Origin of the sequence: Halalkalicoccus paucihalophilus, from assembly GCF_001593955.1 — an archaeon.
GTDB classification, from domain to species: domain Archaea; phylum Halobacteriota; class Halobacteria; order Halobacteriales; family Halalkalicoccaceae; genus Halalkalicoccus; species Halalkalicoccus paucihalophilus.
This window is the reverse complement of sequence record NZ_LTAZ01000001.1, coordinates 66,177-89,595: the sequence shown is the minus strand read 5'-3', so window position 1 is coordinate 89,595 and position 23,419 is coordinate 66,177. Positions and strand designations below refer to the sequence as shown.

At 66.0% G+C, this 23,419-nt stretch carries 22 protein-coding genes; 9 read left to right on the top strand and 13 right to left on the bottom strand.

The window, feature by feature from the left end:
* The first annotated feature begins 11 nt into the window (after nt 1-11).
* Complete coding sequence (locus tag HAPAU_RS00400; protein ID WP_066378134.1) at nt 12-1,091, top strand: aminopeptidase P family protein; 1,080 nt, start codon at nt 12-14, stop codon at nt 1,089-1,091.
* Here the strand turns inward: HAPAU_RS00400 and HAPAU_RS00395 are convergent.
* Nucleotides 1,066-2,409: a glycerate kinase type-2 family protein gene (locus tag HAPAU_RS00395; protein WP_066378131.1), complete on the bottom strand. Its 1,344-nt coding sequence runs from the start codon at nt 2,407-2,409 to the stop codon at nt 1,066-1,068. The genes HAPAU_RS00400 and HAPAU_RS00395 overlap by 26 nt on opposite strands.
* A complete protein-coding gene (locus HAPAU_RS00390; protein ID WP_066378130.1) occupies nt 2,406-3,230 on the bottom strand; it encodes an SDR family oxidoreductase in 825 nt (274 codons plus the stop codon). The genes HAPAU_RS00395 and HAPAU_RS00390 overlap by 4 nt, the downstream gene beginning before the upstream one ends.
* A gap of 95 nt (nt 3,231-3,325) precedes the next feature.
* Here HAPAU_RS00390 and HAPAU_RS00385 point away from each other — a divergent pair, with 95 nt between their 5' ends.
* On the top strand, nt 3,326-3,724 hold the full coding sequence (locus HAPAU_RS00385) for an SHOCT domain-containing protein (RefSeq protein WP_066378129.1): 399 nt from the start codon (nt 3,326-3,328) through the stop codon (nt 3,722-3,724).
* Here HAPAU_RS00385 and HAPAU_RS00380 read toward each other — a convergent pair.
* A complete protein-coding gene (locus HAPAU_RS00380) occupies nt 3,718-4,452 on the bottom strand; it encodes an endonuclease V (protein ID WP_066378127.1) in 735 nt (244 codons plus the stop codon). The genes HAPAU_RS00385 and HAPAU_RS00380 overlap by 7 nt on opposite strands.
* Nucleotides 4,452-5,387 carry a rhomboid family intramembrane serine protease gene (locus HAPAU_RS00375; RefSeq protein ID WP_066378125.1) on the bottom strand — a complete coding sequence of 312 codons (936 nt, stop codon included), beginning with the start codon at nt 5,385-5,387 and terminating at the stop codon, nt 4,452-4,454. Before HAPAU_RS00375 ends, HAPAU_RS00380 begins: the two co-directional genes overlap by 1 nt.
* A 121-nt stretch (nt 5,388-5,508) precedes the next feature.
* On the opposite strand from HAPAU_RS00375, the gene HAPAU_RS00370 reads away from it, so the two are divergent.
* Both HAPAU_RS00370 and polX read left to right on the top strand, forming a co-directional pair.
* Nucleotides 5,509-5,946 (top strand): DUF5788 family protein, encoded by a 438-nt coding sequence (locus HAPAU_RS00370; RefSeq protein ID WP_066378123.1) that lies wholly within the window; start codon nt 5,509-5,511, stop codon nt 5,944-5,946.
* Nucleotides 5,947-5,960: 14 nt separating this feature from the next.
* Nucleotides 5,961-7,709 carry a DNA polymerase/3'-5' exonuclease PolX gene (gene polX, locus HAPAU_RS00365; protein ID WP_066378117.1) on the top strand — a complete coding sequence of 583 codons (1,749 nt, stop codon included), beginning with the start codon at nt 5,961-5,963 and terminating at the stop codon, nt 7,707-7,709.
* 78 nt (nt 7,710-7,787) lie between these two features.
* Here polX and HAPAU_RS00360 read toward each other — a convergent pair whose 3' ends face one another.
* Nucleotides 7,788-8,066, bottom strand: a complete 279-nt coding sequence (locus HAPAU_RS00360) for an ArsR/SmtB family transcription factor (RefSeq protein ID WP_066378114.1) — start codon at nt 8,064-8,066, stop codon at nt 7,788-7,790.
* A 333-nt stretch (nt 8,067-8,399) separates the two neighbouring features.
* Nucleotides 8,400-9,149, bottom strand: a complete 750-nt coding sequence (locus HAPAU_RS00355) for a DUF7139 domain-containing protein (RefSeq protein ID WP_066378111.1) — start codon at nt 9,147-9,149, stop codon at nt 8,400-8,402.
* A 96-nt stretch (nt 9,150-9,245) separates the two neighbouring features.
* Here HAPAU_RS00355 and HAPAU_RS00350 point away from each other — a divergent pair, with 96 nt between their 5' ends.
* A complete protein-coding gene (locus tag HAPAU_RS00350) occupies nt 9,246-11,210 on the top strand; it encodes an AMP-binding protein (protein ID WP_066378109.1) in 1,965 nt (654 codons plus the stop codon).
* A 9-nt stretch (nt 11,211-11,219) separates the two neighbouring features.
* Here HAPAU_RS00350 and HAPAU_RS00345 read toward each other — a convergent pair whose 3' ends face one another.
* The 3 genes from HAPAU_RS00345 to dnaJ form a co-directional block, all read right to left on the bottom strand.
* Nucleotides 11,220-12,530, bottom strand: a complete 1,311-nt coding sequence (locus HAPAU_RS00345; RefSeq protein ID WP_211263517.1) for a dicarboxylate/amino acid:cation symporter — start codon at nt 12,528-12,530, stop codon at nt 11,220-11,222.
* Nucleotides 12,531-12,593: 63 nt separating this feature from the next.
* Nucleotides 12,594-13,298: a hypothetical protein gene (locus HAPAU_RS00340; RefSeq protein WP_066378108.1), complete on the bottom strand. Its 705-nt coding sequence runs from the start codon at nt 13,296-13,298 to the stop codon at nt 12,594-12,596.
* Between the two features lie 47 nt (nt 13,299-13,345).
* Nucleotides 13,346-14,485 (bottom strand): molecular chaperone DnaJ, encoded by a 1,140-nt coding sequence (gene dnaJ / locus HAPAU_RS00335; RefSeq protein WP_066378106.1) that lies wholly within the window; start codon nt 14,483-14,485, stop codon nt 13,346-13,348.
* A gap of 88 nt (nt 14,486-14,573) precedes the next feature.
* Here dnaJ and HAPAU_RS00330 point away from each other — a divergent pair, with 88 nt between their 5' ends.
* From HAPAU_RS00330 to HAPAU_RS00320, 3 genes are read left to right on the top strand one after another with little or no spacing between them, the layout of a single operon-like run.
* Complete coding sequence (locus HAPAU_RS00330) at nt 14,574-15,368, top strand: ZIP family metal transporter (RefSeq protein WP_066378105.1); 795 nt, start codon at nt 14,574-14,576, stop codon at nt 15,366-15,368.
* A gap of 47 nt (nt 15,369-15,415) precedes the next feature.
* Complete coding sequence (locus HAPAU_RS00325; RefSeq protein ID WP_066378104.1) at nt 15,416-17,146, top strand: Rieske (2Fe-2S) protein; 1,731 nt, start codon at nt 15,416-15,418, stop codon at nt 17,144-17,146.
* Between the two features lie 57 nt (nt 17,147-17,203).
* Nucleotides 17,204-17,827: an SDR family oxidoreductase gene (locus HAPAU_RS00320; RefSeq protein WP_066378102.1), complete on the top strand. Its 624-nt coding sequence runs from the start codon at nt 17,204-17,206 to the stop codon at nt 17,825-17,827.
* A 484-nt stretch (nt 17,828-18,311) separates the two neighbouring features.
* Here HAPAU_RS00320 and dnaK read toward each other — a convergent pair whose 3' ends face one another.
* The 3 genes from dnaK to HAPAU_RS00305 all read right to left on the bottom strand — a co-directional run bounded on the left by dnaK (nt 18,312) and on the right by HAPAU_RS00305 (nt 21,645).
* On the bottom strand, nt 18,312-20,225 hold the full coding sequence (gene dnaK / locus HAPAU_RS00315; protein ID WP_066378099.1) for a molecular chaperone DnaK: 1,914 nt from the start codon (nt 20,223-20,225) through the stop codon (nt 18,312-18,314).
* A 139-nt stretch (nt 20,226-20,364) separates the two neighbouring features.
* Nucleotides 20,365-20,964, bottom strand: a complete 600-nt coding sequence (gene grpE / locus HAPAU_RS00310) for a nucleotide exchange factor GrpE (RefSeq protein ID WP_066378097.1) — start codon at nt 20,962-20,964, stop codon at nt 20,365-20,367.
* Nucleotides 20,965-21,042: 78 nt separating this feature from the next.
* Nucleotides 21,043-21,645, bottom strand: coding sequence for an HdeD family acid-resistance protein (locus HAPAU_RS00305; protein ID WP_066378094.1), 603 nt, complete (start codon nt 21,643-21,645; stop codon nt 21,043-21,045).
* Nucleotides 21,646-21,868: 223 nt separating this feature from the next.
* Here HAPAU_RS00305 and HAPAU_RS00300 point away from each other — a divergent pair, with 223 nt between their 5' ends.
* Nucleotides 21,869-23,254, top strand: a complete 1,386-nt coding sequence (locus tag HAPAU_RS00300; protein WP_211263516.1) for a DEAD/DEAH box helicase — start codon at nt 21,869-21,871, stop codon at nt 23,252-23,254.
* Here HAPAU_RS00300 and HAPAU_RS21460 read toward each other — a convergent pair whose 3' ends face one another.
* Nucleotides 23,255-23,398 (bottom strand): hypothetical protein, encoded by a 144-nt coding sequence (locus HAPAU_RS21460; RefSeq protein ID WP_169802598.1) that lies wholly within the window; start codon nt 23,396-23,398, stop codon nt 23,255-23,257.
* Nucleotides 23,399-23,419: the final 21 nt, after the last annotated feature.

Sequence of the window (23,419 nt, the reverse complement as noted above, 5' to 3'; positions counted from 1 at the left end):
GATCCCTTGGCATGGATTTCGACTACGAGCGCCGGACCCGCGCCTGCCAACGGGCGCTCTCCTCCGGCGAGTGTCTCGTGCTCTTTCCGGGACCGAACTGCCAGTATCTCACCGGATTTCGCGACGAGCCGATGGAGCGCCACCTCCTCTTGTTCGTCCCACGGGCGGGCGAACCGGTCTTCCTCGCGCCGGTGATGTACGACGAACAGATCGGAGACACGCACGTCACCGACGTCCGGCTCTGGGACGACGGCGAGGACCCGCGCGAGGGGATCGAGGTAATCCTCTCGGAAATCGGCCCCGAGCGCCTGCTGGTCGACGACCGCCTGTGGGCGCGCTTCACCCAGGACCTTCAGGCTGTGACGGACGCCGAGTTCGGGCTGGCGAGCGAGGTCCTTGAGGACCTCCGACTGAAAAAGGACGAGGCCGAAATAGACGCCATTCGACGATCCAGCTCGTTGACGGATCGGGTGAGCGAGGAGATCAGGGCACTGGACGCGATCGGGATGACCGAGCGCGACCTCGCCCGCGAGATCGACTCCCGACTGGCCGACGCCGGTGGCGAAGGCACGTCCTTCGAGACGATCGTCGCCGCGGGGGACAACGGCGCGCGCCCGCACCACCGCCACGGGAATCGGGAGATCGAAGCGGGCGATCCCGTCGTGCTCGATTTCGGAACCCGAATCGAGGGCTATCCGAGCGACCAGACCCGGACCGTCGTCTTCGGGGGCGAGCCACCCGAAGGATTCGAGGAAGTCCACGACGCCGTCCGCGAGGCACAGGAGGCCGCCGTTGGGGCGGTCGCACCCGGGGTTCCCGCGCAGGCGGTCGACCGCGCGGCCCGCGAGGTCATCGAGGACGCGGGATACGGCGAGGGGTTCACCCACCGGACGGGCCACGGTGTCGGTATCGAGGTCCACGAGCCGCCGTATATCGTCGCGGGCAACAGCAGAAAACTGGAGCCGGGCATGGTCTTCAGCGTCGAACCGGGGATCTATCTCGAAGGGAGGTTCGGCGTCCGAATCGAGGACCTGGTGGTTGTCACCGCCGAGGGCTGTGAACGCCTCAACGGTTCGCCTCGGGGCTGGTGATAACGAGTACCCGCAGGTCGTTGACGTTCGTTCCAGTAGCCCCCGTCTCGATGAGCGAATCGCGTTCTTCGAGATACGGGTAGACGTCGTTCTCGGCCAGCGCGGCCCGTGCCGTTTCGCGGTCCGAGACGCTCTCGCCGTCGACCACCGCGCCCGCGGCGTCGCTCGCGCCGTCGATCCCGTCGGTGTCGACGCTCGCGAGCGCGATTCCCTCGCTCCCCCGGAGTTCGATCGCCGCCGAGAGCGCGAACTCCTGGTTGGGCCCGCCCGTCCCGTCACCGCGGATCGTCACCGTGGTCTCACCGCCCGAACAGATCACCGCCGGCGGCTCGATGGGGTGGCCCGTCCGTCGCACTTCTTCCGCGACCGCGACGTGGGTTTTCGCGGCCTCGCGGGCCTCCCCGCGTACGCTCGTCGAGAGGATCAGCGGCTCGTATCCCCGCTCGTCGGCGAGATCGCGCACAGCTTCGAGTGCCGTGAAGCCGTCTGCGATGACGTGGTTGTCCACGCGGTCGAAAACGGGATCTCCCGCGTCGGGCGTTTCCTCTATTTCTCCGTTCACGCCGCGTTCGAGGCGTTCTGCGATCGCCTCGGGTGGGTCGATCCCATACCGCGAAAGGATTTCCCGTGCCTCCTCGAAGGTCCTCGCGTCGGGGGCGGTCGGCCCGCTCGCGATCGTGCTCAGGTCGTTGCCGATGACGTCGCTGACGATCAGCGAGACCACAGTACTGGGAGCGGCCCGACGGGCCAACCCGCCGCCCTTGAACGCCGAGCAGTGCTTGCGGACGGCGTTGATCTCGTCGATCTCCGCGCCGCTCGCGAGCAGTGCCTCGGTCACCTCCTGAAGGTCCGATAGCGAGATCCCTTCCGCTGGTGCGGGCATGAGCGCGCTGCCCCCGCCGGAGATCAACACGATCGCGAGCGTTTCCTCCCTGGTTTCGTTCGCAAGGTCGAGCATCCGTCGCGTCGAGTCGACCCCGCGCTCGGAGGGGACGGGATGATCGCCCGGCAGTACCTCTATTTTCTCCGTTTCCTCGGGCGCGTCGGTGACGACGACTCCCCGGTCGATTCGGTCGCCCAGCACGCCCTCGATCGCGCTCGCCATCCGCCCCCCGGCGTTGCCCCCGCCGAGGACCACTACCTCCTCGTATGCTCCGAGATCGTAGCTCCGCTCGCCAACGGTCAGTCGATCCCCGTCCAGTGAAACGCTCTCGGCGATCGCCCGCTCGGGGTCCGCGGCCTCGATTCCGGCCTCGATACAGTCGAGTGCGAGTTCGCGGGCGGGTGACCCGCCCAACGCCTCGCGCTCGTGAATCATCCGGCGATCTTCAGGGCGAGTTTGAACGCCGTATCGCGCAGCGAGTCGGGCAGAACGCGGGCAAGCGAGCCCAACTTCGCGACCTTCCCGACCGGATATCGGGCGTTGGGTCGGGTCGCGCTCGCGGCGTGGACGATCCAGTCTGCGACCTCGCCGGGTTCGATCGCGCCGGGGCCGTCCCCGCCGATCGCGTTCGTGTCGTCGATCACACTGTAAATATCGCTGTACTCCTCCGAGCGAGGGATGTCGTCCGCGGAGTCGGTTGCCCGGTTCGAGAACCCCGTCTTCACCGGACCGGGTTCGACCAGCACCACGTCGACGCCGAAGCGGTCGGCCTCCACTCGAAGGGAATCGGTCATCGATTCGAGGGCGGCTTTCGACCCGCAGTAGACCCCGCCGCCGGGGAACGCGACCCGCCCGGCCAGACTGGAGACGTTGACGACTGTACCGTCCCCGCGCTCGCGCATGTGCGGGAGGACCTCCCGGATCAGGCGATGAGGACCGTAGACGTTGGTGTCGAACTGTCTCTCGACGTCCCTGACTGGAACGTCCTCGACGGGACCCAGTTGGCCGTAGCCCGCGTTGTTGACCAGACAGTCGAGCCGCCCCGTCTCCTCGATGATTCGCTCGACGACCGCCTGTATCCGGGCGTCGTTGGTCACGTCGAGTTCGGCCGTCTCACAGCCGAGTTCCGCGAGGTCCGCGATGTCGCCCACGTCCCGGGCGGTCGCATACACCGTCCACTCCTCCTCTACGAACTGCTTTGCCGTCTCGCGGCCGATCCCGGACGAACAACCCGTGATACAAACGGTCTTCTCCATGCCCCGACAGTCGAACGCGGGGGAGTTAATTGTTGTACTCTGTTCGGCCCGGCCCCGGGGAACGCTTTTGCCCGGCTCCCGCCTACCCCGAGCGAATGAGAACCGAGCGCTTCCAGCGGCGACTTGACGAGGAATACGCCGACGGCTGGCGGATCGCCCGCGACGGCGAGACCCGCGTCGTACTGAGGAACCCGGACTACGGCTCGGCGTGGCTCCACGCGCTGATCGCCCTCACGACCGTTTGGTTCACCTTCGGCCTCGGCAACCTCATGTACGCCGTCTACGCCTATCTCAACTCGCCGACGAAGCTGCTGACCGAGGACGACTGTTTCGAGGATCCCGATCCCGAGGCCGACGCGCTGACCGTGCTCCGACAGCGCTACGCCCGCGGGGAGTTGAGTGATGAGGAGTTCGACCACCGGCTCGAACGACTGCTCGGAAGCGATCCCGAACGCGGTCGTCGGGAGCGCGAACGCACGCCCGAGCGCTACTGACGCGCCTCGTCGGCGAGTTCGCCGGCATACGAGTCCGCCAGCCTGATCGGTTCGGGGAGCTTGTAGCTCGCACAGTGGGCCTGTGCGAGCGAGGCGGCCGTCTCCGCACCGACGCGGTGACCCGGACTCACATACAGTGGGTTGATGTACCGCGACCCTCCGTCGTACTGGCGGGTCTGGACCGCGTAGCCGAGCACCGTTCCCTCCTCGACTTCGACCCGGCCGTCCGCCAGTATCGGCACCCGGGTCCCCTCCGAAAAGGGCTCCTCGGGCGGGTTGCTCAACCGCCCGCACAGCAGGCTCTTTGCGACGCCCACGCTCGGCAGGTCGAGCGTAACGCCCATGTGGGTCGCTAGCCCGGCCTGTCGGAAGTGGATCCGGCCGCTGCCATCGAAGAGCGCCAGATCCGGCTCGCATTCGAGGGTCTCGAAGGCTGCGAGGATCGACTCGCCCTCACGAAAGGAGAGCAGGCCGGGGATATACGGTATGGAAAGGTCGGTCACGGCGGAGGCGCGCTCGATGACCTCGCCCTCGTGCATGGCGACGATCGCGCTGACGGCCCGCTCATCGGGAAAGGCCTGATCGACACCGACGACCACGGGCGATTCGGGGAGGTGTTCGTCGGCGTCCTCGAAGACCGCCTCGCTCGCGATCTGGCGCTGAAGCGATTCCATCTCCGCCCGTGAGAGGCCGGGGTCGGGCCGGAATTCCGGATGTACGGGCTCCATCAAAAGCGCCCTCGTCCGGGTCCACCGGGACCGCCCGGACCACCCGGACCACCCGGACCGCCACCGAACCGGAGTTGGTCGGGTGCGCGTTCACCTTCGCGACGGAGCTTCTCGCCGTAGGCGAGCCCGATGAACAGCCCCGCGAGGTGGGCCAGATGCGCGATCCCGCCCGCGCCGAGGCCGCCGATGCCGACGACGCCCACCGAGATCGCGGCGAATCCCAGCGTGAGGAGCCACAGCGGCATCGGGATGAAGAAAAACAACAGGACCCGAAGCTGGGGGTTGAGGACGGTGAGCACGCCCAGGATCGCCATGATTGCCCCGCTGGCCCCGACGACGGCGCTGAACTCTCCCAACAGGAGCGAGGCGCCGACCTGTGCGAGGCCGGCGACCACGCCGCTCGTGAGGAACAGTATCGTGAAGTTGCGGCTGCCGACCTTCCGCTCGACGATCGGCCCGAAGAAGTACAGTACGATGCTGTTCATCACGATGTGGCCGACGCTGCCGTGGGCGAAAACGGAGGTGACCCACGTCCAGACGTGGGTGATGTCGTTCGATTGGAGGACGAACAGGTACGTCGAGAGGGCGCTGGTCGGCCCGAAACCGAACAGCGGCAAGAGGAGGAACTGCAGCGAGAACGTGACCCACATCAGAAGCAAGAAGACGTAGGTCATGTTGTTGCGGAAATACCCCAGCGGACCGCCGGTGCCGGTGTTGATCGGTACCCGGTCCCGAACCGTCCGCTCGCGTCCGCCGGGGTTGTCGACGCTGTCGTCGAAGCCGCTGTCGAAGATCCCGTCCGGATCCTGCCACTCCTGTAAGCCGGGACAGTCGTGGTTCTCCGGCAGCCGGTGGGACGCACAGTAGACCCCGCCACAGCGTCCACACCGGTAGGGGAGGTTCTCGTGTGCGCCACACCGATCACACTGCGCCATTACCGGGAGTTTCGCGTCGGGGTGACAAAAGGGGTTGGGGTACGGCGTACGGAGCGGCGCTTCGGTCGACGGCCTCCTCCGAGGGAGGAGCAGTTTTCCCGATCGGATTCCAAGACCGCCTGTGCAGGAGTACGAGCGAAAACAGCTGCTCGAACGGATCGGAAAGGAGGGTGCGACCATCGGCACACGGATCCCCGAGGAGATCGAGATCCAGGGCGAGCGCGTCGAGCTTCGGGACTTCGTCTTCGAGATCAAGCGCCGCGAGACGGTCCCCGAGGGCGAGCGCGAACGCGTCGAGCGGGCGAAACGCAACCTCCGGAAGGAGCGCTTGGAGCGACTGGAGGCCATCGAGGCCGGAACGATCAGTCGGGCGGAGGGCGAACGCCTCGCCGAGTCGATCATCGGGATCGACCGTGCGCTCGAAGGGCTCCAACAGCTCGGGGCGTCGAGCATCGAGGCCGAAGCGGAGGCCCAGCGGATCGCCGACAAGAAACGCTGGACGCGCTTCATGCGACAGGCCCTCGGGCTCGACGAGGACAGTACACCTAACAGGCGATAGCTCCAAGACGGTCCATGAGCCGCAACGCCGAGATCGCCGCCCTTCTCTACGAGTACGCCGACCTGCTCGAAGCCCGAGACGTCGAGTACAAGCCGAACACGTACCGTCGGGCCGCAGAAAGCATTCAGGAGCACCCGACCGCGATCGAGGACCTCGCGGCAGACGGAACGGAGGCCGTCGAGGAGATCGACGGCGTGGGAGCGGCCATCTCAGCGAAGGTCATCGAGTACGTCGAGACGGGCGAGATCGAGGAACTCGAAGAGGAACGGTCGAAACTCCCGGTGGCGATGGACGAACTCACGAGCGTCGAGGGGGTCGGTCCCAAGACCGTTGGAACCCTCTATGAAGAACTCGGCGTCGAGAACCTCGCGGATCTCGAGGAAGCCGCGAGCGCCGGACAAATCCGGGAGATCAAGGGGTTCGGACCGAAAACGGAGGAGAACATCCTCGGTGGACTGGAGTTCGCCCGGAAGGCCAGCGAGCGCGAGTTACTGGGCGATACCCGCCCGCTTGCGGATGACCTGCTCGACTACCTCCGGTCCCGTGAGGGGGTCGAGAAGGCGGAGGTCGCGGGTTCGATCCGCCGGTGGCGAGAAACCAGCGGTGATATCGACGTCCTCGCCGCGAGCGACGACCTCGAAACCGTGATCGAGACGTTTACCGGCTGGGAGCGCGCCGAGCGTGTCATCGAGTCCGGCGAGAACAAGGCGAGCGTCGTCGCAGGCGGGATCCGCGTCGACCTTCGAGTCGTGATTCCCGAGGAGTTCGGCAGCGCGCTCCAGTACTTCACGGGCAGTAAAGCCCACAACATCCGGTTTCGCAACCGGGCACTGGATCGCGACCTAAAGGTCAACGAGTACGGCGTGTTCGATATCTCGGGACTCGACGACACGAGCGACCAGCGCGCCGGCGAGCGGGTCGCCGGCGAGACCGAGGAGAGCATGTACGAGGTCCTCGATCTCGCGTGGATCCCGCCCGAGCTACGGGAGGACACCGGCGAGATCGACGCCGCCGCCGCGGGCGAACTCCCCGGCCTGATCGAGGAGGGCGAGGTCCGTGGGGACCTGCACACCCACACCGACTGGTCGGACGGTACCGAGTCCATCGAGGAGTGGATCAGCTCCGCAGAAGCGTTCGGCCACGAGTACCTCTGTATCTCGGACCACGCGACGGGCCCGGGGATGGTCGGCGGGGTCGGCCTCTCGGACGAGGACCTGCTCGAACAGGCCGCGGCGGTGCGGGCGGCCGCCGAGGACGCGAGTATCGAGGTGTTCACCGGCGTCGAGGCGAACGTCGACGAGGCGGGCGGGTTGAGCGTCTCCGAAGAGGTCCTCGACGAACTCGATCTCGTGGTCGCCTCGCCCCACAGCGCCCTCGACATGGATTCTGAGAGCGCGACCGACCGGCTCGTTGCGGCCATCGAACACCCCGCAACGGACGTGCTTGGCCATCCCACGGGCCGAATGTTGGGCCGTCGGCCCGGTCTCGATCCCGATCTACAGGCGATTGCTGAGGCCGCCGCCGATCACGGCGTCGCACTGGAGGTGAACGCCAACCCCGCACGGCTGGACCTCTGGGGTCGGGCGGTGAAGGTCGCCCGCTCTGCGGGCGCGAAAATCGCCATCGATACCGACGCTCATAGCGCAGCGGAGTTCGAAAACGTCCGCTATGGCGTTCACACGGCCCGTCGGGGCTGGGCGGAACCCGAAGACGTCCTCAACACGTGGGACGCAGAGGCGGTCCGAGCGTTCATCGAACGATGACCCACGACAGACACGTCAGTACGGCTAACAAGAGGACGTTGAGCCCGGCGAACAGCGCCGCGGCCTGCATCCAGAGGGTCACGGACGCTCACCCTCGGCGATCCGTTCGAACGCCTCCCTGTGGGCCTCGAACTCGTCGGTGAGGAAGTACATCTCGCCGTAGGTTTCGCCGTACGTCAGGACGATATCGTGTTCTTCGAGCGTGTCGAGGTGGTGGCGAACGGTCTTGTAGTTGAGGTCGAGTTCCTCGGCGAGTTTGTTGGCGTTCTTCGGCCGGTCGAGCAACGAGCGGATAATGCGGATCCTGTTCGTTCCCCCGCGCATCCCCGTGAGTAGATAGTACAAGATCCGTTCCATTCAGTCGTAGCCCACCCTCGTTTCGAACTCGCGCCCGATTTCGACTGGTGGTCGGCGGGGCACCTATTAGTGGATTTCTGTTCTCCTACGAAGAGCGCAGCCCCCGTACCCGCCGGCACGTCGCCGGGAGACGGGGTGTGCGTGTGGATCGAACACGCGACGGTTCGGTTTCGGTGTGTCACGTGCGGCCGACGGGTGACCAATCCCGTCGTTTATATCCTTCTCCCATGTTCCCAAAGCTGTTTTGCGGTAATTGGACACGAGTCTCTCCCAAATTCGACCATAGTTCCCTCGCTCGTGGGCGCTGAAACGGTAATGGTGTCAGTCGCTCGCTCACAACTGCTTGCGCCCCGTCCATGACTCGCAGGCGTCCATCGATTCCATTTCGCTGTCGTGATACGTACAGTAGGGCCGGAGTTCGTCCTCGTCGGTGGTGTACTCGAGGTAGCGGCAGTTTCCGCAGTACGCGTCGACGGGACGGCGCTCGGCGGACACCTCGGTTCCGCCGTCACCCCGCGTCGTCGGCTCCCAGCCGACCGACCCGAGCAGACCGACGCTTCCCCGGCCCCGCCGTTCGACCTCGACGATCCGGGTCTCGCCCCGTCGAAGCACCGACAGCGAGACGGTCCCACCGGGGGCGTTTCGCGTCTTGAACCGCGCGACGCCGACGAACAATCCGACGGTCGTGACGGTAAGTCCGACGAGATAGAGCGCGCTCACGGGGAGGGTTCGGTCCAACCCGTAGCCCGCCCAGTGGGTGGGATAGACGAGCCAGAACCAGCCCACAGCTATCGCGGCGAGCACCCCGCCGGCCGCCGCTACGAGACGGACGCGTCGGTCGGCGGGCAGAACGGTGACGACGCCGAGTAAGAGCGCGGGGACGCCGCCACCCGCGAGTACGCCAGCGATCCGTCGGCTCTCGTAGAGCCCGTAGCCGAACCCAGAGAGGAGGTCGGTCGTCCCGAAGAGGACGCCGAGGGTCACGAACGAGACCCCCGCGAGAAACAGCCCACAGCCGACGGCACGGCGGCGAACGCTCGCGTCAGCACCGCCGCCCGTGTACGCCTCGGTGAGACCGTCCATATCGAATACTGTCTCCAGTAGTATAAAATTGTAATGGTGAAATAGAGGAAATAATTTGTGCAAAACCTCTTTGTCGTTCCTGTGGGATTCCCGCGTATGGATTCACCGGACACGGGCGAGATCGTTCACAGGCCAACGGAGGAGTTCGCCGCGGATACGAACGTCGTGGCGTTCATGGATCGCTACGACATCCCCGACTACGAGGCGTTGATCGAGCGAACGACGGGCGATATCGAGTGGTTCTGGGACGAACTCGTCGAGTATCTGGGTATCGACTTTTACGAGGACTACGACGCGGTTCGGGACGACTCGAAGGGGCCACAGTTCACCGACTGGTATCCCGGCGGGCGACTCAACATCGCCCACAACACGGTCGATCGCCACGCCATCCCCGGAAACGGGACCCGGAACAAAGTCGCCTGCATCTGGGAGGGCGAACCCGGCGAGGTGAGACAGGTCACGTACCACGACCTGCACCGACAGGCCAATCAGGTCGCGAACGCACTAGAAGCGCGGGGCGTCGAAACGGGCGATACGGTCGGCCTGTACATGCCGATGGTCCCCGAGGTCGTTTCCATTCTCTACGGTTGTTTCAAGGTCGGCGCGATCGCGGTGCCGATCTTTTCCGGGTTCGGCACCGACGCGACGGCGACGCGGATCGCCGACTCGGAGCCCTCGGTGCTGTTTACCGGCGACGGCTTCTATCGACGCGGTAGCGAGATCCACCTCAAGGACTCCGCCGACGAGGCCATCGAGGAGGCGGGTCACGTCGAACACACCATCGTCTACGAACGCCTCGGAAGCGACTACGACCGCAACGAGCGCGACGAGACGTGGGCCGACGCCATCGAAACCGAGTCCGACGAGTACGAGACGAAATCCCTGCTCTCCGATGGGGAGTCGATGCTGCTCTACTCGTCGGGTACCACCGGTAAACCGAAGGGGATCGTCCACACCCACGCCGGGGTCGGGGTCCAGTGTCCGAAGGAGGTCCACTTCGGGATGGACCTGAAACCCGCCGACCGCTTCTTCTGGGTCAGCGACATCGGCTGGATGATGGGGCCGTGGACCCTGATCGGGACCCACACGTTCGGGGGCACGGTGGTGATGTATGAGGGCGCGCCCGATCATCCCAAACCTGATCGGTTCTGGGAGATGATCGACCGCCACTCGATCACGCAGTTCGGGATCAGCCCGACGGCGATCCGCGCGCTCCGGAAACACGGCGACGACCCCGTTGAGGCCCACGACCTGTCCTCGATCCGGATTCTGGGCTCGACGGGCGAGCCGTGGGACCCCGAGTCCTGGCAGTGGTTCTACGAGAAGATCGGCGGAGGCGAGGCCCCGATCATCAACATCTCGGGAGGGACCGAGATCTGTGGCTGTTTCCTGATGCCGATGCCGAACCAGCCGCTGAAACCCTGCACGCTCGGCGGTCCCGGACTCGGGATGGACATCGATATCGTGAACTCGGGGGGAGAATCGGTCGCCGACACCCACGAGCGGGGCTTTCTGGTCGCGCGTGATTCGTGTCCCTCGATGACCAAATCGCTCTGGGAGGGCGACGAGCGCTACCTCGAGGAGTACTGGTCGACCTTCGAGGATCCGCCCATGTGGGACCACGGCGACTGGGCCCAGAAGGATTCCGATGGGTTCTGGTTCCTCCACGGCCGGGCCGACGACGCGCTGAACGTCGCCGGGCGGAAGGTCGGGCCCGCCGAGGTCGAGGGCGCGCTCATGGATCACCGGTCAGTGAATCAGGCCGCCGCCGTCGGCGTCCCCGACGATACTACCGGGACGGCAGTCGTCACCTACGTGATCCTCGAGGAGGGCGTCGAGGAGGGCGACGAACTGCGCGAGGAGCTGCGCGCGCAGGTCGGCGAAGAGCTGGGAAAACCGTTCCGCCCCCGGGAGGTGCTGTTCGTCTCGGAGTTCCCGAAGACCCAGAGCGGGAAGATCATCCGCCGGGCCGTTCAGGCGAGCTATACGGGCGAGGAGCTGGGCGATATGAGTTCGATCGAGAACCCCGAGGCCCTTGACGGGCTGGAAAACGCGCGGTAGTCGGCGGGCTTAGTCGTCGCCGGGGACGCCGGCGGGGCCGGACTCGCCGCTCGCCCAGACGCCGTCGTCGAAATCGATCGCACCGTTCCAGTGGGCGACCAGCGTCGCCACCGCGAGATCGCCGGTGACGTTCGTCATCGTGCGAAGCCGGTCGAGCAGCGGGTCGATGCCCGCGATGAAGCCGACGACTGCGAGGGGGAGTCCGAGCTGGGTGAGCACCAGCGTCAGGAGGATCAGTCCTGCACTCGGCACGCCCGCGGTGCCGATGCTCGCGAGCACCGCGACGGTGACGACGGTGACCTGTTCGGTGAGCGACAGCGAGACGCCCACGAGGTTCGCCGCGAAGATGGCGACGATACCCTGATACATCCCGGTGCCGTCCATGTTGATGGTCGCACCGAGCGGGAGCGAGAAGCCGTAGATCCCCTCGTCGATCCGGAGGTTGTCCTCGGCGTTCGACATCGAGATCGGCAGCGTCGCGCTGGAGGAGGCGATCGAAACCGCCGTCAGCATCGCCTCCTTGATCCCGGCGAGAAAGGAGATCGGGGACTGTTGGGTCAGCAGGGCGATGATCGTCCCCAGATAGACGATCGAGATGTGAAGCGCCACGCCGAGGACGAGCGTCGCCGCGAGCAACGCGAACGTCGAGAGCGCGTCGATACCCGTCTGGGCGAAGATGGAGGCCATCAGCGCGAACACGCCAAGCACGCCGTACTCCATGATCCCCCAGACCATCTTGAACAGCGCTTCCGACCCCGCCTCGGCGAGGTCGAAGAACGTCTCGACGCCGTTTTGGACGCGGGCGTTCTCGCTTTCCTCCTGGAGCATCGCGAGTGCGAGACCGAAGACGAGGACGAAAAAGAGCACGGCGAGGATGTCGCCGGTCGCCATCGCCTCGATGGGGTTCTGGGGAACGATTCCCAGCAGCACCTCGACGAAGCTCGGTGCCTCCTGTGTATCGATCTCGGCCTCGACCAGCGTCAGGCCCTGACCGGGGTCGATGGCGTTTGCGACCGCCAGTCCGATCGCCACTGCGATCGCCGAGGTGATCGCGTACAGCGCCACCACCTGCCCGCCGACCCGCCCCAACGAGGAGGGGGTCAGGTGGCGCACGCCCATCAACAGCGTGAAGATCACGATCGGGACGACGATCATGCTCAACAGCCGCACGAACAGGTCGCCGATCGGCTGGAGCGCGGTCGCAGGCTCTCCCACGATCAACCCGACGAGCGAGCCGAGGACGAACGCCGCGCCGATCCGGTAGATGATCGGCACCGACCGGTAGCGACGCCACCCCCTGAGTATGCCATTCTCTGCCATGTGTCTCACAGAGCCTCCTCCGCGATAAAACAGTTTCCCCGAAACCGACGGAATACGGAGGGGTTACACGACACCGTCGGGGGGTATCACGGTCGATTCGGGCCCCTCGCCCACGGCGAGATCGACCGCCTCGTCGGGGCCGGGAAAGACGATCACTCCGCCCGCAGACAGCGGTGCGAGGATCCCGGCTACGACTGCCTCCGGCTCCGAGAGCGGCGTGCGGATCGCCACTTCCGTTCCGGGTCCGATTCCCCAGCGGTCAACGACCCGTTCCGTGGCCGCGAGCAGTTGCCCGTGGGTGTAGGTCTCGTCCTCGGTTTCGAGAAACGGGGTGTCCGGGCCGACTTCCGACGGAGTGGGACACGCGGGGTTCTCGCTCCAGACGCTCTCGCCGAACGACTCGACTCCCACCCCCGGTTCGCCGTCGTAGGCGAGTCGGCTCGCCCCCGCCGGAAGGGCGTACTCCTCGATTCCTTCGCTCGGCGCGACCAGCAATCGGGCGTCCGTCTTACGGGGCGGGTCGAAGCGCACCCGCGCGCCCAGCAGCGCCGCCCCGAATAACGAGAGGACCGGCGCGCCGCTCTCGGCGCTCTCGACCCCGACGAGCGATCCGGTCCGTACCCCACGATGACTGAAGAAGTTGCCCGTCTTCTGGGCGGTCGTACAGAGCTGATAGTAGTCGTACCGGAGGGTAACGCCCGTTCGTGCGCGCAACGCCGGCTCGCGGGTCCGCTGGTCGCGGGCGACCAGCTCTCCGATGGTCTCCATACCGCCCCTTGTCGACGCCGGTAGAAAGCCGCTGTGTGATCGCCCCGCTACAGCGAGCTCTTGATCTTCTCGAAGAAGCCCTGCTCGACCTCGATCTCCTCGCCGCCGGCCTCCGCGAACGCCTCTAAGGCCTCGCGCTGTTCCGCGTTCAGTTCCTCCGGTGTGACCACCTGGATCGAGACATACAGATCGCCCCGACCGCGCCGGCGAAGCCGGGGCATGCCCTTGCGCTCCAACCGGAAGCGCTCGCCGCTCTGTGTGCCCGACGGCACGTCCATCTCGACCGTTCCCTCCATCGTCGGGACCTCGACGGTGTCGCCGAAGACCGCCTGCGGGAACGAGATCGCCTTCCTGAACTTCAGGTCGTCGCCGTCGCGCTCGAAGTCGGGGTGGTCCTCGACGCGGATCTCGATCAGCAGGTCGCCCTTCGGGCCGCCCCGCTCGCCCGGTGCGCCCTCGCGTTCCATCCGCAGCGTCTGGCCGTCTCGAATGCCCTCGGGGATCCCCACGGAAAGGGTGGCCTCGCGGGTGACCTGCCCCTCGCCGCGACACTCCCCGCAGGTCTCCTCGTAGACCTGCCCGTCGCCCCGGCAGTTGGGACAGGCCTGGGTCTGTTGCATCCGGCCGAAGGGGGTCTGCTGGACCTGGGTGACCTGTCCCTGTCCGTTGCACTCGGGACAGGTCTCGGGGTTCGTCCCGCCCGCGCCGTCACAGGACGGACACTCCTCGGGGCGGTTGATCGTCATCTGTTTCTCGACGCCCTCGTAGACCTCCTCCAGCGTTACCGTCAGGCGGGTCTGGAGGTCCGCACCCTGTCGGCGGCCGCCGCCACTACCGCCGCCGAAGAACTGCTCGAAGATGTCGCCCAGTCCGCCGCCGGCACCGCCGGCGCCACCGAACCCGCCCGCGCCAGCACCGCCGAACCCGCCGGCGCCGCCACCGTCGAATCCGCCGCGTTTCTCGGCCTGTTCGAAGCGGTCGTGACCCATCTGGTCGTACGCCGAGCGTTTCTGTTCGTCGGAAAGGACCTCCTTTGCCTTCTTCGCCTCCTTGAACTTCTCCTCTGCGTCCGGTTCGTCGCTGACGTCCGGGTGGTACTTGGCGGCCTTCTTCCGGAACGCCTTGTTGATCTCGTCCTCGTCGGCGTCTCGACTCACGCCGAGGACGTCGTAGAAATCCTCGCTCATCAGTTGTCATCCTTTACTCGATTGTCGTACTTGAACGGACCGCTCTCGGGACCTCCGTACTTACGACGCTGGCCCGACAACACCCCGCATGGTCGTGGGGGAGCTGACCGTGGTCGTTCTCGCGGGGCTCGTGACCGCGCTCGCGACCGGCCTCGGCGCCCTCCCCTTCTTTTTCGTCGACGACGTCAACGACCGGCTCAACGTCGCCCTCTGGGGATTCGCCTCCGGGATCATGCTTTCTGCCTCCGTCTTCGGGCTCGTCACCGAGGGGCTCGCCGCGGGCGGGCCGGCGGTCCTCGCGCTCGGGCTCGCCGTCGGAATCGCGCTGGTCGTCGCGAGCGACCGCGTCCTCTCGACGACCGAGATCAACCCACGGCAGTACGAGGAGGCGAGCTTCAAGAAGCTCGTGCTCATCCTCGGCGTGCTCACCGTTCACAGTTTTCCCGAGGGCGTCGCAATCGGTGTCTCCTTTGCGGACCTCCCGCTCGACGAGGGGATCGAGGCACTCGGAGTCTCGATTCCGGTGCTCGCGGTGTTCATCACCGGGGCGATCGCGATCCAGAACGTCCCTGAGGGGATCGCCGTCGCGATCCCGCTCCAGGGCCTGGGCGTACCGCGCTGGCGGATGGTCTGGTGGGCGGTCTTTTCGAGCCTGCCCCAGCCCGTCGGTGCGGCGCTGGCCTATCTGTTCGTCCAGACCGCCCGTGATTTCCTCGCCGTCGGCTTCGGCTTCGCTGCCGGCGCGATGATCTACCTCGTCGCCTCTGAACTGATCCCCGAGGCCCGCTCCATCGGGCGGGGACTCCCGAGAGACGGGATTCCGGAGCTCGTAGTCGGACTCCTCTGTGGTATGATCCTGATGCTCCCGCTATCGTTCGTCTGACCCGCATCCGGCGAACCGTTTTGTCACTCTCACGCATAGACTACCGCATGGCAACGACTGACGAGGAATTTGTGCAGGTCGCGACCCTCGCCGACCTCGACGCCGAGAACCGCACCCTCGTAACGACGCGCGGACAGGCCATCGCGATCTTTCGCCACGATGGAGGGGTCCACGCAGTCGACAACCGCTGTCCGCATATGGGATTCCCGCTCGATCAGGGAACGGTCGACGACGGCGTACTCACCTGCCACTGGCACCACGCCCGGTTCGAACTCGACTGCGGGAGCACGTTCGACCCCTTCGCCGACGACGTTCCGACCTTCCCGGTCGAGGTGCGCGGCGAGGAGATCTGGGTCGACCCGCATCCGAAACGCGACGAACCGCCCGAGAAACGGTGGCTCGGTCGGTTGGAGGACGGTCTGGAGAACGACTTGCGGCTGGTGCTCGCCAAATCCGCCGTCGGGCTCGACGACGCGGGGGTCGACTACGAGATCCCTCTAGAACGTATCGCGACCTTCGGCGCGCGCTATCGGGACGAGGGCTGGGGTCGCGGGCTGACGACGATGGGCGCGATGGCGAACCTCCTGTCCGATCTCGACCCCGAGGATCGCCGCCGGGCGCTCTACACCGGTGCGGTCAGCGTCGCAGACGACGCCGCGGGCCATCCCCCCAGATTCGTTCAGGACCCCCTGAGCGGGGAGCACGACCCCGAGCGCCTCGACCGGTGGTTCCGCGACTGCATCGAGGTCCGCGACCGACAGGGCGGGGAGCGCGTCCTGCGGAGTGCGATCGCCGACGGCTCTCGAAAACGCGTCGTCTCGATGCTGATGGGGGCGGCCACGGATCACCGGTATCTCGACGTCGGCCACACGATGGACTTCGTCAACAAAGCCTGCGAGACGCTGGATCACGTCGACTGGGAGCGCGCCGACGACCTGCTTCCGGCGCTCGTCCCCGGTCTCGCGAGCGCCGAGCGAAGCGAGGAGCGATCGTCGTGGCGCCAACCCGTGGATCTGGCCGGCCTCCTCGAGGAGTCCTTCGAGGACCTCCCCGACAGGATCGAGGCGCGTGAGGACAGCGAGTGGACACCACCCGAAGGGCTCCTCGAAACGCTGCTTTCGGCGGACCCCCATGGGATCGTCTCGGCGTTGGACGAGGAAATAGAGGGCGGCGCGAGCGCGGCCCAACTGGCCGATCGAGTGGCCGAGGCCGCCGCGACCCGCATCGCGCAGTTCGGAACGGGCAACGAGTTCCGCGACTGGAACACCGTCCATCACACCTACACCTACGCGAACGCGGTCTGCGGGCTGGCCCGCAGGGCCGACGGCGAGGGGGTCTACAGGGCGGTCTACGACGGCGCGATGAACGTCTATCTCGATCGATTTCTCAACACGCCGCCGACCCCGATCCCGGAGCCACGCGAGGTTGAGGTCAACCCCGAAACCCTGCTCGACGACCTTCTCGAAACGTTCGACGAGGAGGGGGAGGTCAATCGGGCCGGGCGGGTCGTTGCCGACTACCTCGACTCGGGCGGCGATCCCGAGGCTCTGAAGCGGGCCCTCGGCGGGGCGCTTTTGTGCGAGGACGCGAACTTCCACACGCTCCAGAATGTCGAGGCCGCCTTCGAGCGGGCCGAGCGAACGGGCAAGGAGCGGCTCCACCTGATCGCTACCGCCCGGTATCTCGCTGCCCACACGCCGACCCGCCGCGAGCGCGAACAGACCTTCCGGATCGCGACCCGGCTCCACCGCGGCGAGAAACTCCACGAGACGTCCTGACCGCGCTTTCGGTGGCCGACCACGCGCTTTTGACGTGGTCGCTCCTTCGTTCAGGGGATGGACGTACTGATTGCGGGCTCGTACGGCGGAGTCGGACAGCACATCACGGAACTGCTCGCCGAAAGCGACTACACCGCACACGCGATGGTCCGCGAGGAGTCGCAGGTCTCGGAGATGGAAGAGGAGTTCGGCGTCGACGTGGTCGTCGCGGACCTCACCGAGGACGTTTCGCACGCCGTCGAGGGATGTGACGCGGTGATCTTCGCGGCGGGGTCGAGCGGCGAGGACGTCGAGGGGGTCGACCGTGACGGCGCGATCCGACTGATCGACGCAGCCGAGCAGGAAGGGACAGACCGGTTCGTCATGCTCAGCTCGATCAACGCCGACCGGCCCGGGGAGAGTCCCGAAGCGCTGCAGCCGTATCTCGAAGCCAAACTCGCCGCGGACGAGCACCTCCAAGGGAGCGACCTGACCTACACCATCGTCCGGCCCGGGGCGCTGACCGACGAGCCCACAACGGGACGAATCGAGGCCGCCCGACGGGTCGAGCGCGGGGAGATCACCCGCGCGGACGTCGCCCGGACGCTCATTGCGACGCTGGATATCGAGAACACCCTCGGGGAGACTTTCGAGCTGATCGAGGGCGACGAACCGATCGAGAGCGCACTCGAATCGCTCTGATCGCCACGTTTCGACCGAGCCCACCGGCAAAATCCCTTTTTGCGGAGCGCTGTCGACCACATATGGAATCGGACCCTCGTGCGCTCGTTGCTGGGATGATACTGGTTACGGTCCCGATCCTCTCCGGGTTGCCACGAATACTGAATGGTTCCAGCGGTCCGATACTGCTGGCCGGTATCATCAGCGCGGCGTGTCTCGCCGTTCTGTTCGGTATCGCTGGCTGGTGGGCGCGTTCTGCCTGAAAAAGGACCTCCCGTCGACCTCACCGGAGCTCCGATCGATTTAGGACGGCTCCTCGTCGTTTTGAACGTTCACCAGATCTGTGTAGCAGTTCCGGTTGGCGGACGAAGAGGACCAGTAGATCCTCTTCGTCAACGTTCACGAGAGCGAAGCTCTCGTGTGCGGACGAGACGAGGACAGTCAGTCCTCGTTTTCGTCAACGTCATCAGAAGCCTGCGGCTTCTGATTGGCAGACGAGACGACTCTACGAGTCGTCTTCGTCTACGTCCTCGAAGTCCGCGTCGACGTACTCGCCCTCCTGACCGCCAGCGCCGCCGGCGCCGGCTGCGCCAGCGCCACCCATGTCACCCATGCCGCCGGGGCCCGCACCGGCTGCACCAGCGCCACCGGCACCCGCGCCCGCGGTGCCTTCTGCGTCCTGGTACATCTGCTTGCCGATCTCCTGGAGCGCCTTGCTCAGGTCTTCCGTCGCCGACTTGATCTCCTCGGTCTCGGCCTCCTCGTCCTCCAGTACGGCCTCGACCTCGTCGATCTCGGCTTCGATCTCCTCGATCAGCTCCTCGTCGACGTTCTCCTCGTTCTCCTCGAGGAGGTTCCGGGCACGCTGGACGGCGCTCTCGGCGTCGTTACGCGCTTCGATGCGCTCGCGGCGCTCCTTGTCCTCCTCCGCGTGCTGTTCGGCCTCGCTCTGCATGCGGTCGATCTCCTCGTCCGAGAGGCCCGCACCGCCCTCGATGGTGATCTCCTCCTTGTTGCCCGAGCCCTGGTCCTCGGCTTCGACGTTGACGATGCCGTTCTCGTCGATGTTGAAGCCCACCTCGATCTGGGGCGTGCCCGCGGGCGCCGGCGGGATTCCCGAAAGCATGAACTCGCCCAGGAGCTCGTTGTCCTCGGCCATCTCGCGCTCGCCCTGGAACACCCGGACCTGCACGGAGGTCTGGTTGTCCGCGGCGGTGGTGAAGACCTTCGACTCCTCGGTCGGGATGGTGGTGTTCTTCTCGATGAGGCGCTCGAAGAGGCCACCTTTGACCTCGATACCCAGCGAGAGGGGCGTCACGTCGAGCAGGACGATGTCGTCGACCTCACCACCCAAAACACCGCCCTGGATCGCCGCGCCGAGCGCGACGGCTTCATCGGGGTTGACGTTCTTCTTGGGCTCCTGACCGACGACCTCCTCGACTTTCTCCTGGACCTGGGGCATTCGCGTCGAGCCGCCCACCAGAATGACCTCGTCGATGTCGTCGGCGTCGTAGCCCGCATCGCTGAGCGCCTGCTCGGTCGGGGCGACGGTCCGGTCGATCAGGTCCGAGGTCAGCGACTCGAACGTCGCGCGGGTCATCGACGTTTCGAGGTGGACCGGGCCCGAATCCGTCGCCGTGATAAAGGGCAGGTTGATATCGGTCTCCTTTCTGCTACTCAGTTCGATCTTGGCCTCCTCGGCGGCGTCCTTTAGGCGCTGGAGGGCCTGTCGGTCCTCGCGAAGGTCGATCCCGTGGTCGTTTTCGAACTCCTCGGCGAGGTGGTCGATGACGGCGTGGTCCCAGTCGTCGCCACCGAGATCGTTGTCCCCGTTGGTCGCGACGACCTCATAGACGCCCCCACCGAGGTCGAGGATCGAGACGTCGAAGGTGCCACCGCCGAGGTCGTAAACGAGCACCGTCTGGTCCGAATCGTCGTCGAGCCCGTAGGCCATCGAGGCGGCGGTCGGCTCGTTGACGATACGCTCGACCTCGAAGCCGGCGATTTCGCCGGCGTCCTTCGTCGCCTGGCGCTGCTTGTCGTTGAAGTACGCGGGCACCGTGATGACGGCTTTCTGCACCTCGTCGCCCAGATACTCCTCTGCGTCGCGTTTGATCTTCTGGAGGATCATCGCCGAGAGCTGTTCGGGGGTGTACTCCTCGCCCTCGATTTCGACGGAGTAGTCCTCCTCGCCCATATGGCGCTTGATCGAGGCGATCGTCCGGTCGGGGTTCTGGATCGCCTGGTTCTTCGCCGGCTTCCCCACGAGACGCTCGCCGTCGTCGGTGAAGGCTACCACCGACGGCGTCGTCCGATCGCCCTCGCCGTTGACGATGATCTCGGGGTCGCCACCCTCCATGACCGCAAAGGCGCTGTTCGTGGTACCGAGATCGATACCGAGAATCTTGTTACTCGCCATTGTTGGCCTATCCTTGCGCGCTCGGTCTTTTAAGCCTTGCTACCTCGACTCTCCACGTGAAACCGTGTCAACGGGCCGCTCGCGGGTGAATTCCGCCGATCAGTGTGTTGACTGTGACACGAAAACCGGAACCGCAATACTACTCTTCCGTTCCGTCGCTGACCGTCACCTGCGCCGGCCTGAGCACCTTGCCCGCCATCTCGTAGCCGGGGGTGTAGACCTCTGCAACGCTGTCTTCGGGTTGCTCGCTCTCGACACGCAGCATGACCTCGTGGCGCTGGGGATCGACCTCGCTTCCCGGTTCGGGTGCGACCTCGCTCACCGCCTCGTCGTCGAGCACGCGATCGAACTCCCGGAGCGTGGCGTCGACACCGTCGCGGATCGCCGCGTCCTCGTCCTGATCGAGGGCCCGGACGAGGTTGTCCCGGACGTCGAGCAGGCGGGTCACGAGGTCCTCGGTCGCCCGGTTTTCGAGTTGTTCTTGGCGCTTTTTCGCACGCTTCTTGTAGTTCTGGAAGTCCGCCTGCGTGCGCTTGAGCCGCGATTCGAGCTCGTCGATGCGTTCTTCGCGCTCGTCGAGTTCGGCCTTGAGTTCCTCGATTCGCCCCGCTCGTCCGTCGAGGTCCCCGTCCGCCGACTCCGGGTCCTCCGTCGTCCCGTCGGCCGCCTCCGTCGCCTCGTCGACCGATGGCTCCTCGTCCGTCCGCTCCTCGGGGGCCGTCGGCTCCTCGTTGCTCATGTATCGAGGGTGCGTCCGCGCGGGTTTAAGGGTTACAGAACCGACCCGCAGCGGACCGACCCGTGGTCGAAAGAGGCACTATTCGGGTCGGGCGGTTCCGGGTTGGGCCCTTGCCCGTTCCATCCGCCTGCCGCCCATCGCGACCGCAATCATCGCGAACCCGGTCGTGAGCAGGTTGATCCCGAACAGGAGGCCGACGGCCCAGACGGCCGTACTCGGCCAGCCGGCGAGGATCAGCCCTGCGAGTACGAGCGAGAGAACGCCGCTCACCACCAATCCTACCCAGTTCGTCTCGGGGCGGACCTGCCACCCCATGTAGAGCTCCACTACGCCATCGACGAGGAAGAACGCCCCCACCAGCAGGGTGAGCGTCGCCAGTCCGAGCACCGGGTTTGCAAGCACCATCAGTCCGGTGATCAAGTAGAGCGCACCGAGGGCGATCTCTCCCAGAAAACCCGTCCAGCGCCGCGCGCTGAAGGCGTGTACCACCTGTACGACCGCGCCGACGACCAGCAACCCCCCGAGCAGCAGTTCGATCCCGATCCCCGTCGCGAACGGGAATACGACCGCGAGCACGCCGAGGGCGACCAGTACTCCCCCGACGATCATTAGCGGTCGCCACGTCTCGCTGACGCCGTCTATTTCTATCGACTCCTCCATTTCGGTCGTCCGTGTTACCATCGTATTCACCCGATTAGAGTTGGATAGACAACAGTATGAACGTGTCTGCGTATCTCCCGAAAGGACGAGCGGTAAGTTACAGGGGGACGACCGAACGGCCGATAGCAGGACCGCGTTCGGGCTCCGTCCGATCGAACGACTGAGGCGTGGTGTACCGGCCCGACGACCTGTCTGCGGCCCGCCGAACGACAGTGTGTCCAACGGAGCGACGCGTTCGGTATATATGCCGTGGCCGACAACCCGTGCTGTGGCGGTACGGCTCACCTACGAGGACGGGACGATCCGTGCGAGCGGTCCCGACGATGAACTCGAAGCCGTTCGGGGAGCGGAGCCATCGGACCCGATCCTCGAATACGACCCCCGTAGCGAGGTCTACAGGGCGCCCGCGTTCCGCTACGCCGACCTCCGTGATCGCCTCGCGGAGGGGAGCGAGTACGAGGACCGAGTGTTCGATACCCCGACGCTTCGAGGGCTCACCTCCGAGTACGAACTGCGATCCTACCAACGCGAAGCCCTCGACGCGTGGCGCGAGAACGGGGATCGGGGCGTGCTCGAACTCCCGACGGGAAGCGGCAAGACGGTGATCGCGATCGAGGCCATCGAGGCGCTCGCCACTCCGACGCTCGTCGTCGTCCCCACGATCGATCTACTGAACCAATGGCGTGAGGAACTCCGCGCGGAGTTGGATATCCCTATCGGACAGTTCGGTGGGGGCGTCCAGTCACGGGAGGCGATCACCGTTTCTACCTACGACTCCGCCTATCTGAAGGCCGACTCGGTGGGCGACGTCTTTCCATTCGTCATCTTCGACGAGGTCCACCACCTCGGCGGGGAGGGCTACCGCGAGATCGCCCGCCTGCTCGCCGCGCCCGCCCGACTGGGCCTGACCGCGACCTTCGAGCGCCCCGACGGCGCCCACGAGGTCGTCGAGGAGCTGGTCGGGCCGGTCGTCTACCGGACGAGTGCCGAGGAACTCGCCGGGAAACACCTCGCGTCCTACGACGTCAAACGGATCGAGGTCTCGCTCACGGGCAAGGAGCGCGCCGAGTACGAGCGGGTCCAGGAGACGTTCGTCTCCTACCTCCGGGAGTCGGGCATCGACATGCGCCGGGACAGCGACTATCAGGAACTCGTCAAACGTTCCGGGTCGGATCCGCGGGCGAGGGAGGCGCTTCTCGCGAAACAGCGTGCCCGCGAGATCGTCTCGAACGCCGAGCGGAAGGTCGAGGCGCTGGGCGGGATCCTCGACCGGCATCGCGGCGAGCGGATCATCGTCTTCACCGCGCACAACGACTTGGTCTACCGGCTCTCCGAGCGATTCCTCATCCCGGCGATCACCCACCGTACGAGTACGACGGAACGCCGCGAAATCCTCGAGCGCTTCCGAGAGGGAACCTACTCCCGAATCGTCGCCTCGAACGTGCTCGACGAGGGGGTCGACGTTCCGGACGCCAGCGTCGCAGTCGTCATTTCGGGAAGTGGCTCCAAGCGGGAGTTCACCCAGCGGTTGGGCCGGATCCTCCGGCCCGGCGAGGGAAAGCGGGCGCTGCTGTACGAACTCGTCAGCGAGGACACCGCAGAGGAGAACGTCGCGGCCCGGCGGCGCTGATCAGGCGTCCGAGCGGTGGTCCTGCCGATTGGGGTTGATTCGCCCGTGCTCGCTTAGCTCGTGGGCCTGCATCACCCGGTGGTGATCCACAGAGGACCCGACGACGACGTAGAATTCGCACAGTCGGCATTTGTCGACGATCATCGGTCACGGGTTGGCACCACG

Coding starts and splice junctions, on each gene's coding strand:
- HAPAU_RS00400 (WP_066378134.1), top strand. CDS start 12: ATGGATTTCGACTACGAGCGCCGGACCCGCGCCTGCCAACGGGCGCTC.
- HAPAU_RS00395 (WP_066378131.1), bottom strand. CDS start 2,409: ATGATTCACGAGCGCGAGGCGTTGGGCGGGTCACCCGCCCGCGAACTC.
- HAPAU_RS00390 (WP_066378130.1), bottom strand. CDS start 3,230: ATGGAGAAGACCGTTTGTATCACGGGTTGTTCGTCCGGGATCGGCCGC.
- HAPAU_RS00385 (WP_066378129.1), top strand. CDS start 3,326: ATGAGAACCGAGCGCTTCCAGCGGCGACTTGACGAGGAATACGCCGAC.
- HAPAU_RS00380 (WP_066378127.1), bottom strand. CDS start 4,452: ATGGAGCCCGTACATCCGGAATTCCGGCCCGACCCCGGCCTCTCACGG.
- HAPAU_RS00375 (WP_066378125.1), bottom strand. CDS start 5,387: ATGGCGCAGTGTGATCGGTGTGGCGCACACGAGAACCTCCCCTACCGG.
- polX (WP_066378117.1), top strand. CDS start 5,961: ATGAGCCGCAACGCCGAGATCGCCGCCCTTCTCTACGAGTACGCCGAC.
- HAPAU_RS00360 (WP_066378114.1), bottom strand. CDS start 8,066: ATGGAACGGATCTTGTACTATCTACTCACGGGGATGCGCGGGGGAACG.
- HAPAU_RS00355 (WP_066378111.1), bottom strand. CDS start 9,149: ATGGACGGTCTCACCGAGGCGTACACGGGCGGCGGTGCTGACGCGAGC.
- HAPAU_RS00350 (WP_066378109.1), top strand. CDS start 9,246: ATGGATTCACCGGACACGGGCGAGATCGTTCACAGGCCAACGGAGGAG.
- HAPAU_RS00345 (WP_211263517.1), bottom strand. CDS start 12,530: ATGGCAGAGAATGGCATACTCAGGGGGTGGCGTCGCTACCGGTCGGTG.
- HAPAU_RS00340 (WP_066378108.1), bottom strand. CDS start 13,298: ATGGAGACCATCGGAGAGCTGGTCGCCCGCGACCAGCGGACCCGCGAG.
- dnaJ (WP_066378106.1), bottom strand. CDS start 14,485: ATGAGCGAGGATTTCTACGACGTCCTCGGCGTGAGTCGAGACGCCGAC.
- HAPAU_RS00330 (WP_066378105.1), top strand. CDS start 14,574: ATGGTCGTGGGGGAGCTGACCGTGGTCGTTCTCGCGGGGCTCGTGACC.
- HAPAU_RS00325 (WP_066378104.1), top strand. CDS start 15,416: ATGGCAACGACTGACGAGGAATTTGTGCAGGTCGCGACCCTCGCCGAC.
- HAPAU_RS00320 (WP_066378102.1), top strand. CDS start 17,204: ATGGACGTACTGATTGCGGGCTCGTACGGCGGAGTCGGACAGCACATC.
- dnaK (WP_066378099.1), bottom strand. CDS start 20,225: ATGGCGAGTAACAAGATTCTCGGTATCGATCTCGGTACCACGAACAGC.
- grpE (WP_066378097.1), bottom strand. CDS start 20,964: ATGAGCAACGAGGAGCCGACGGCCCCCGAGGAGCGGACGGACGAGGAG.
- HAPAU_RS00305 (WP_066378094.1), bottom strand. CDS start 21,645: ATGGTAACACGGACGACCGAAATGGAGGAGTCGATAGAAATAGACGGC.
- HAPAU_RS00300 (WP_211263516.1), top strand. CDS start 21,869: ATGCCGTGGCCGACAACCCGTGCTGTGGCGGTACGGCTCACCTACGAG.
- HAPAU_RS21460 (WP_169802598.1), bottom strand. CDS start 23,398: ATGATCGTCGACAAATGCCGACTGTGCGAATTCTACGTCGTCGTCGGG.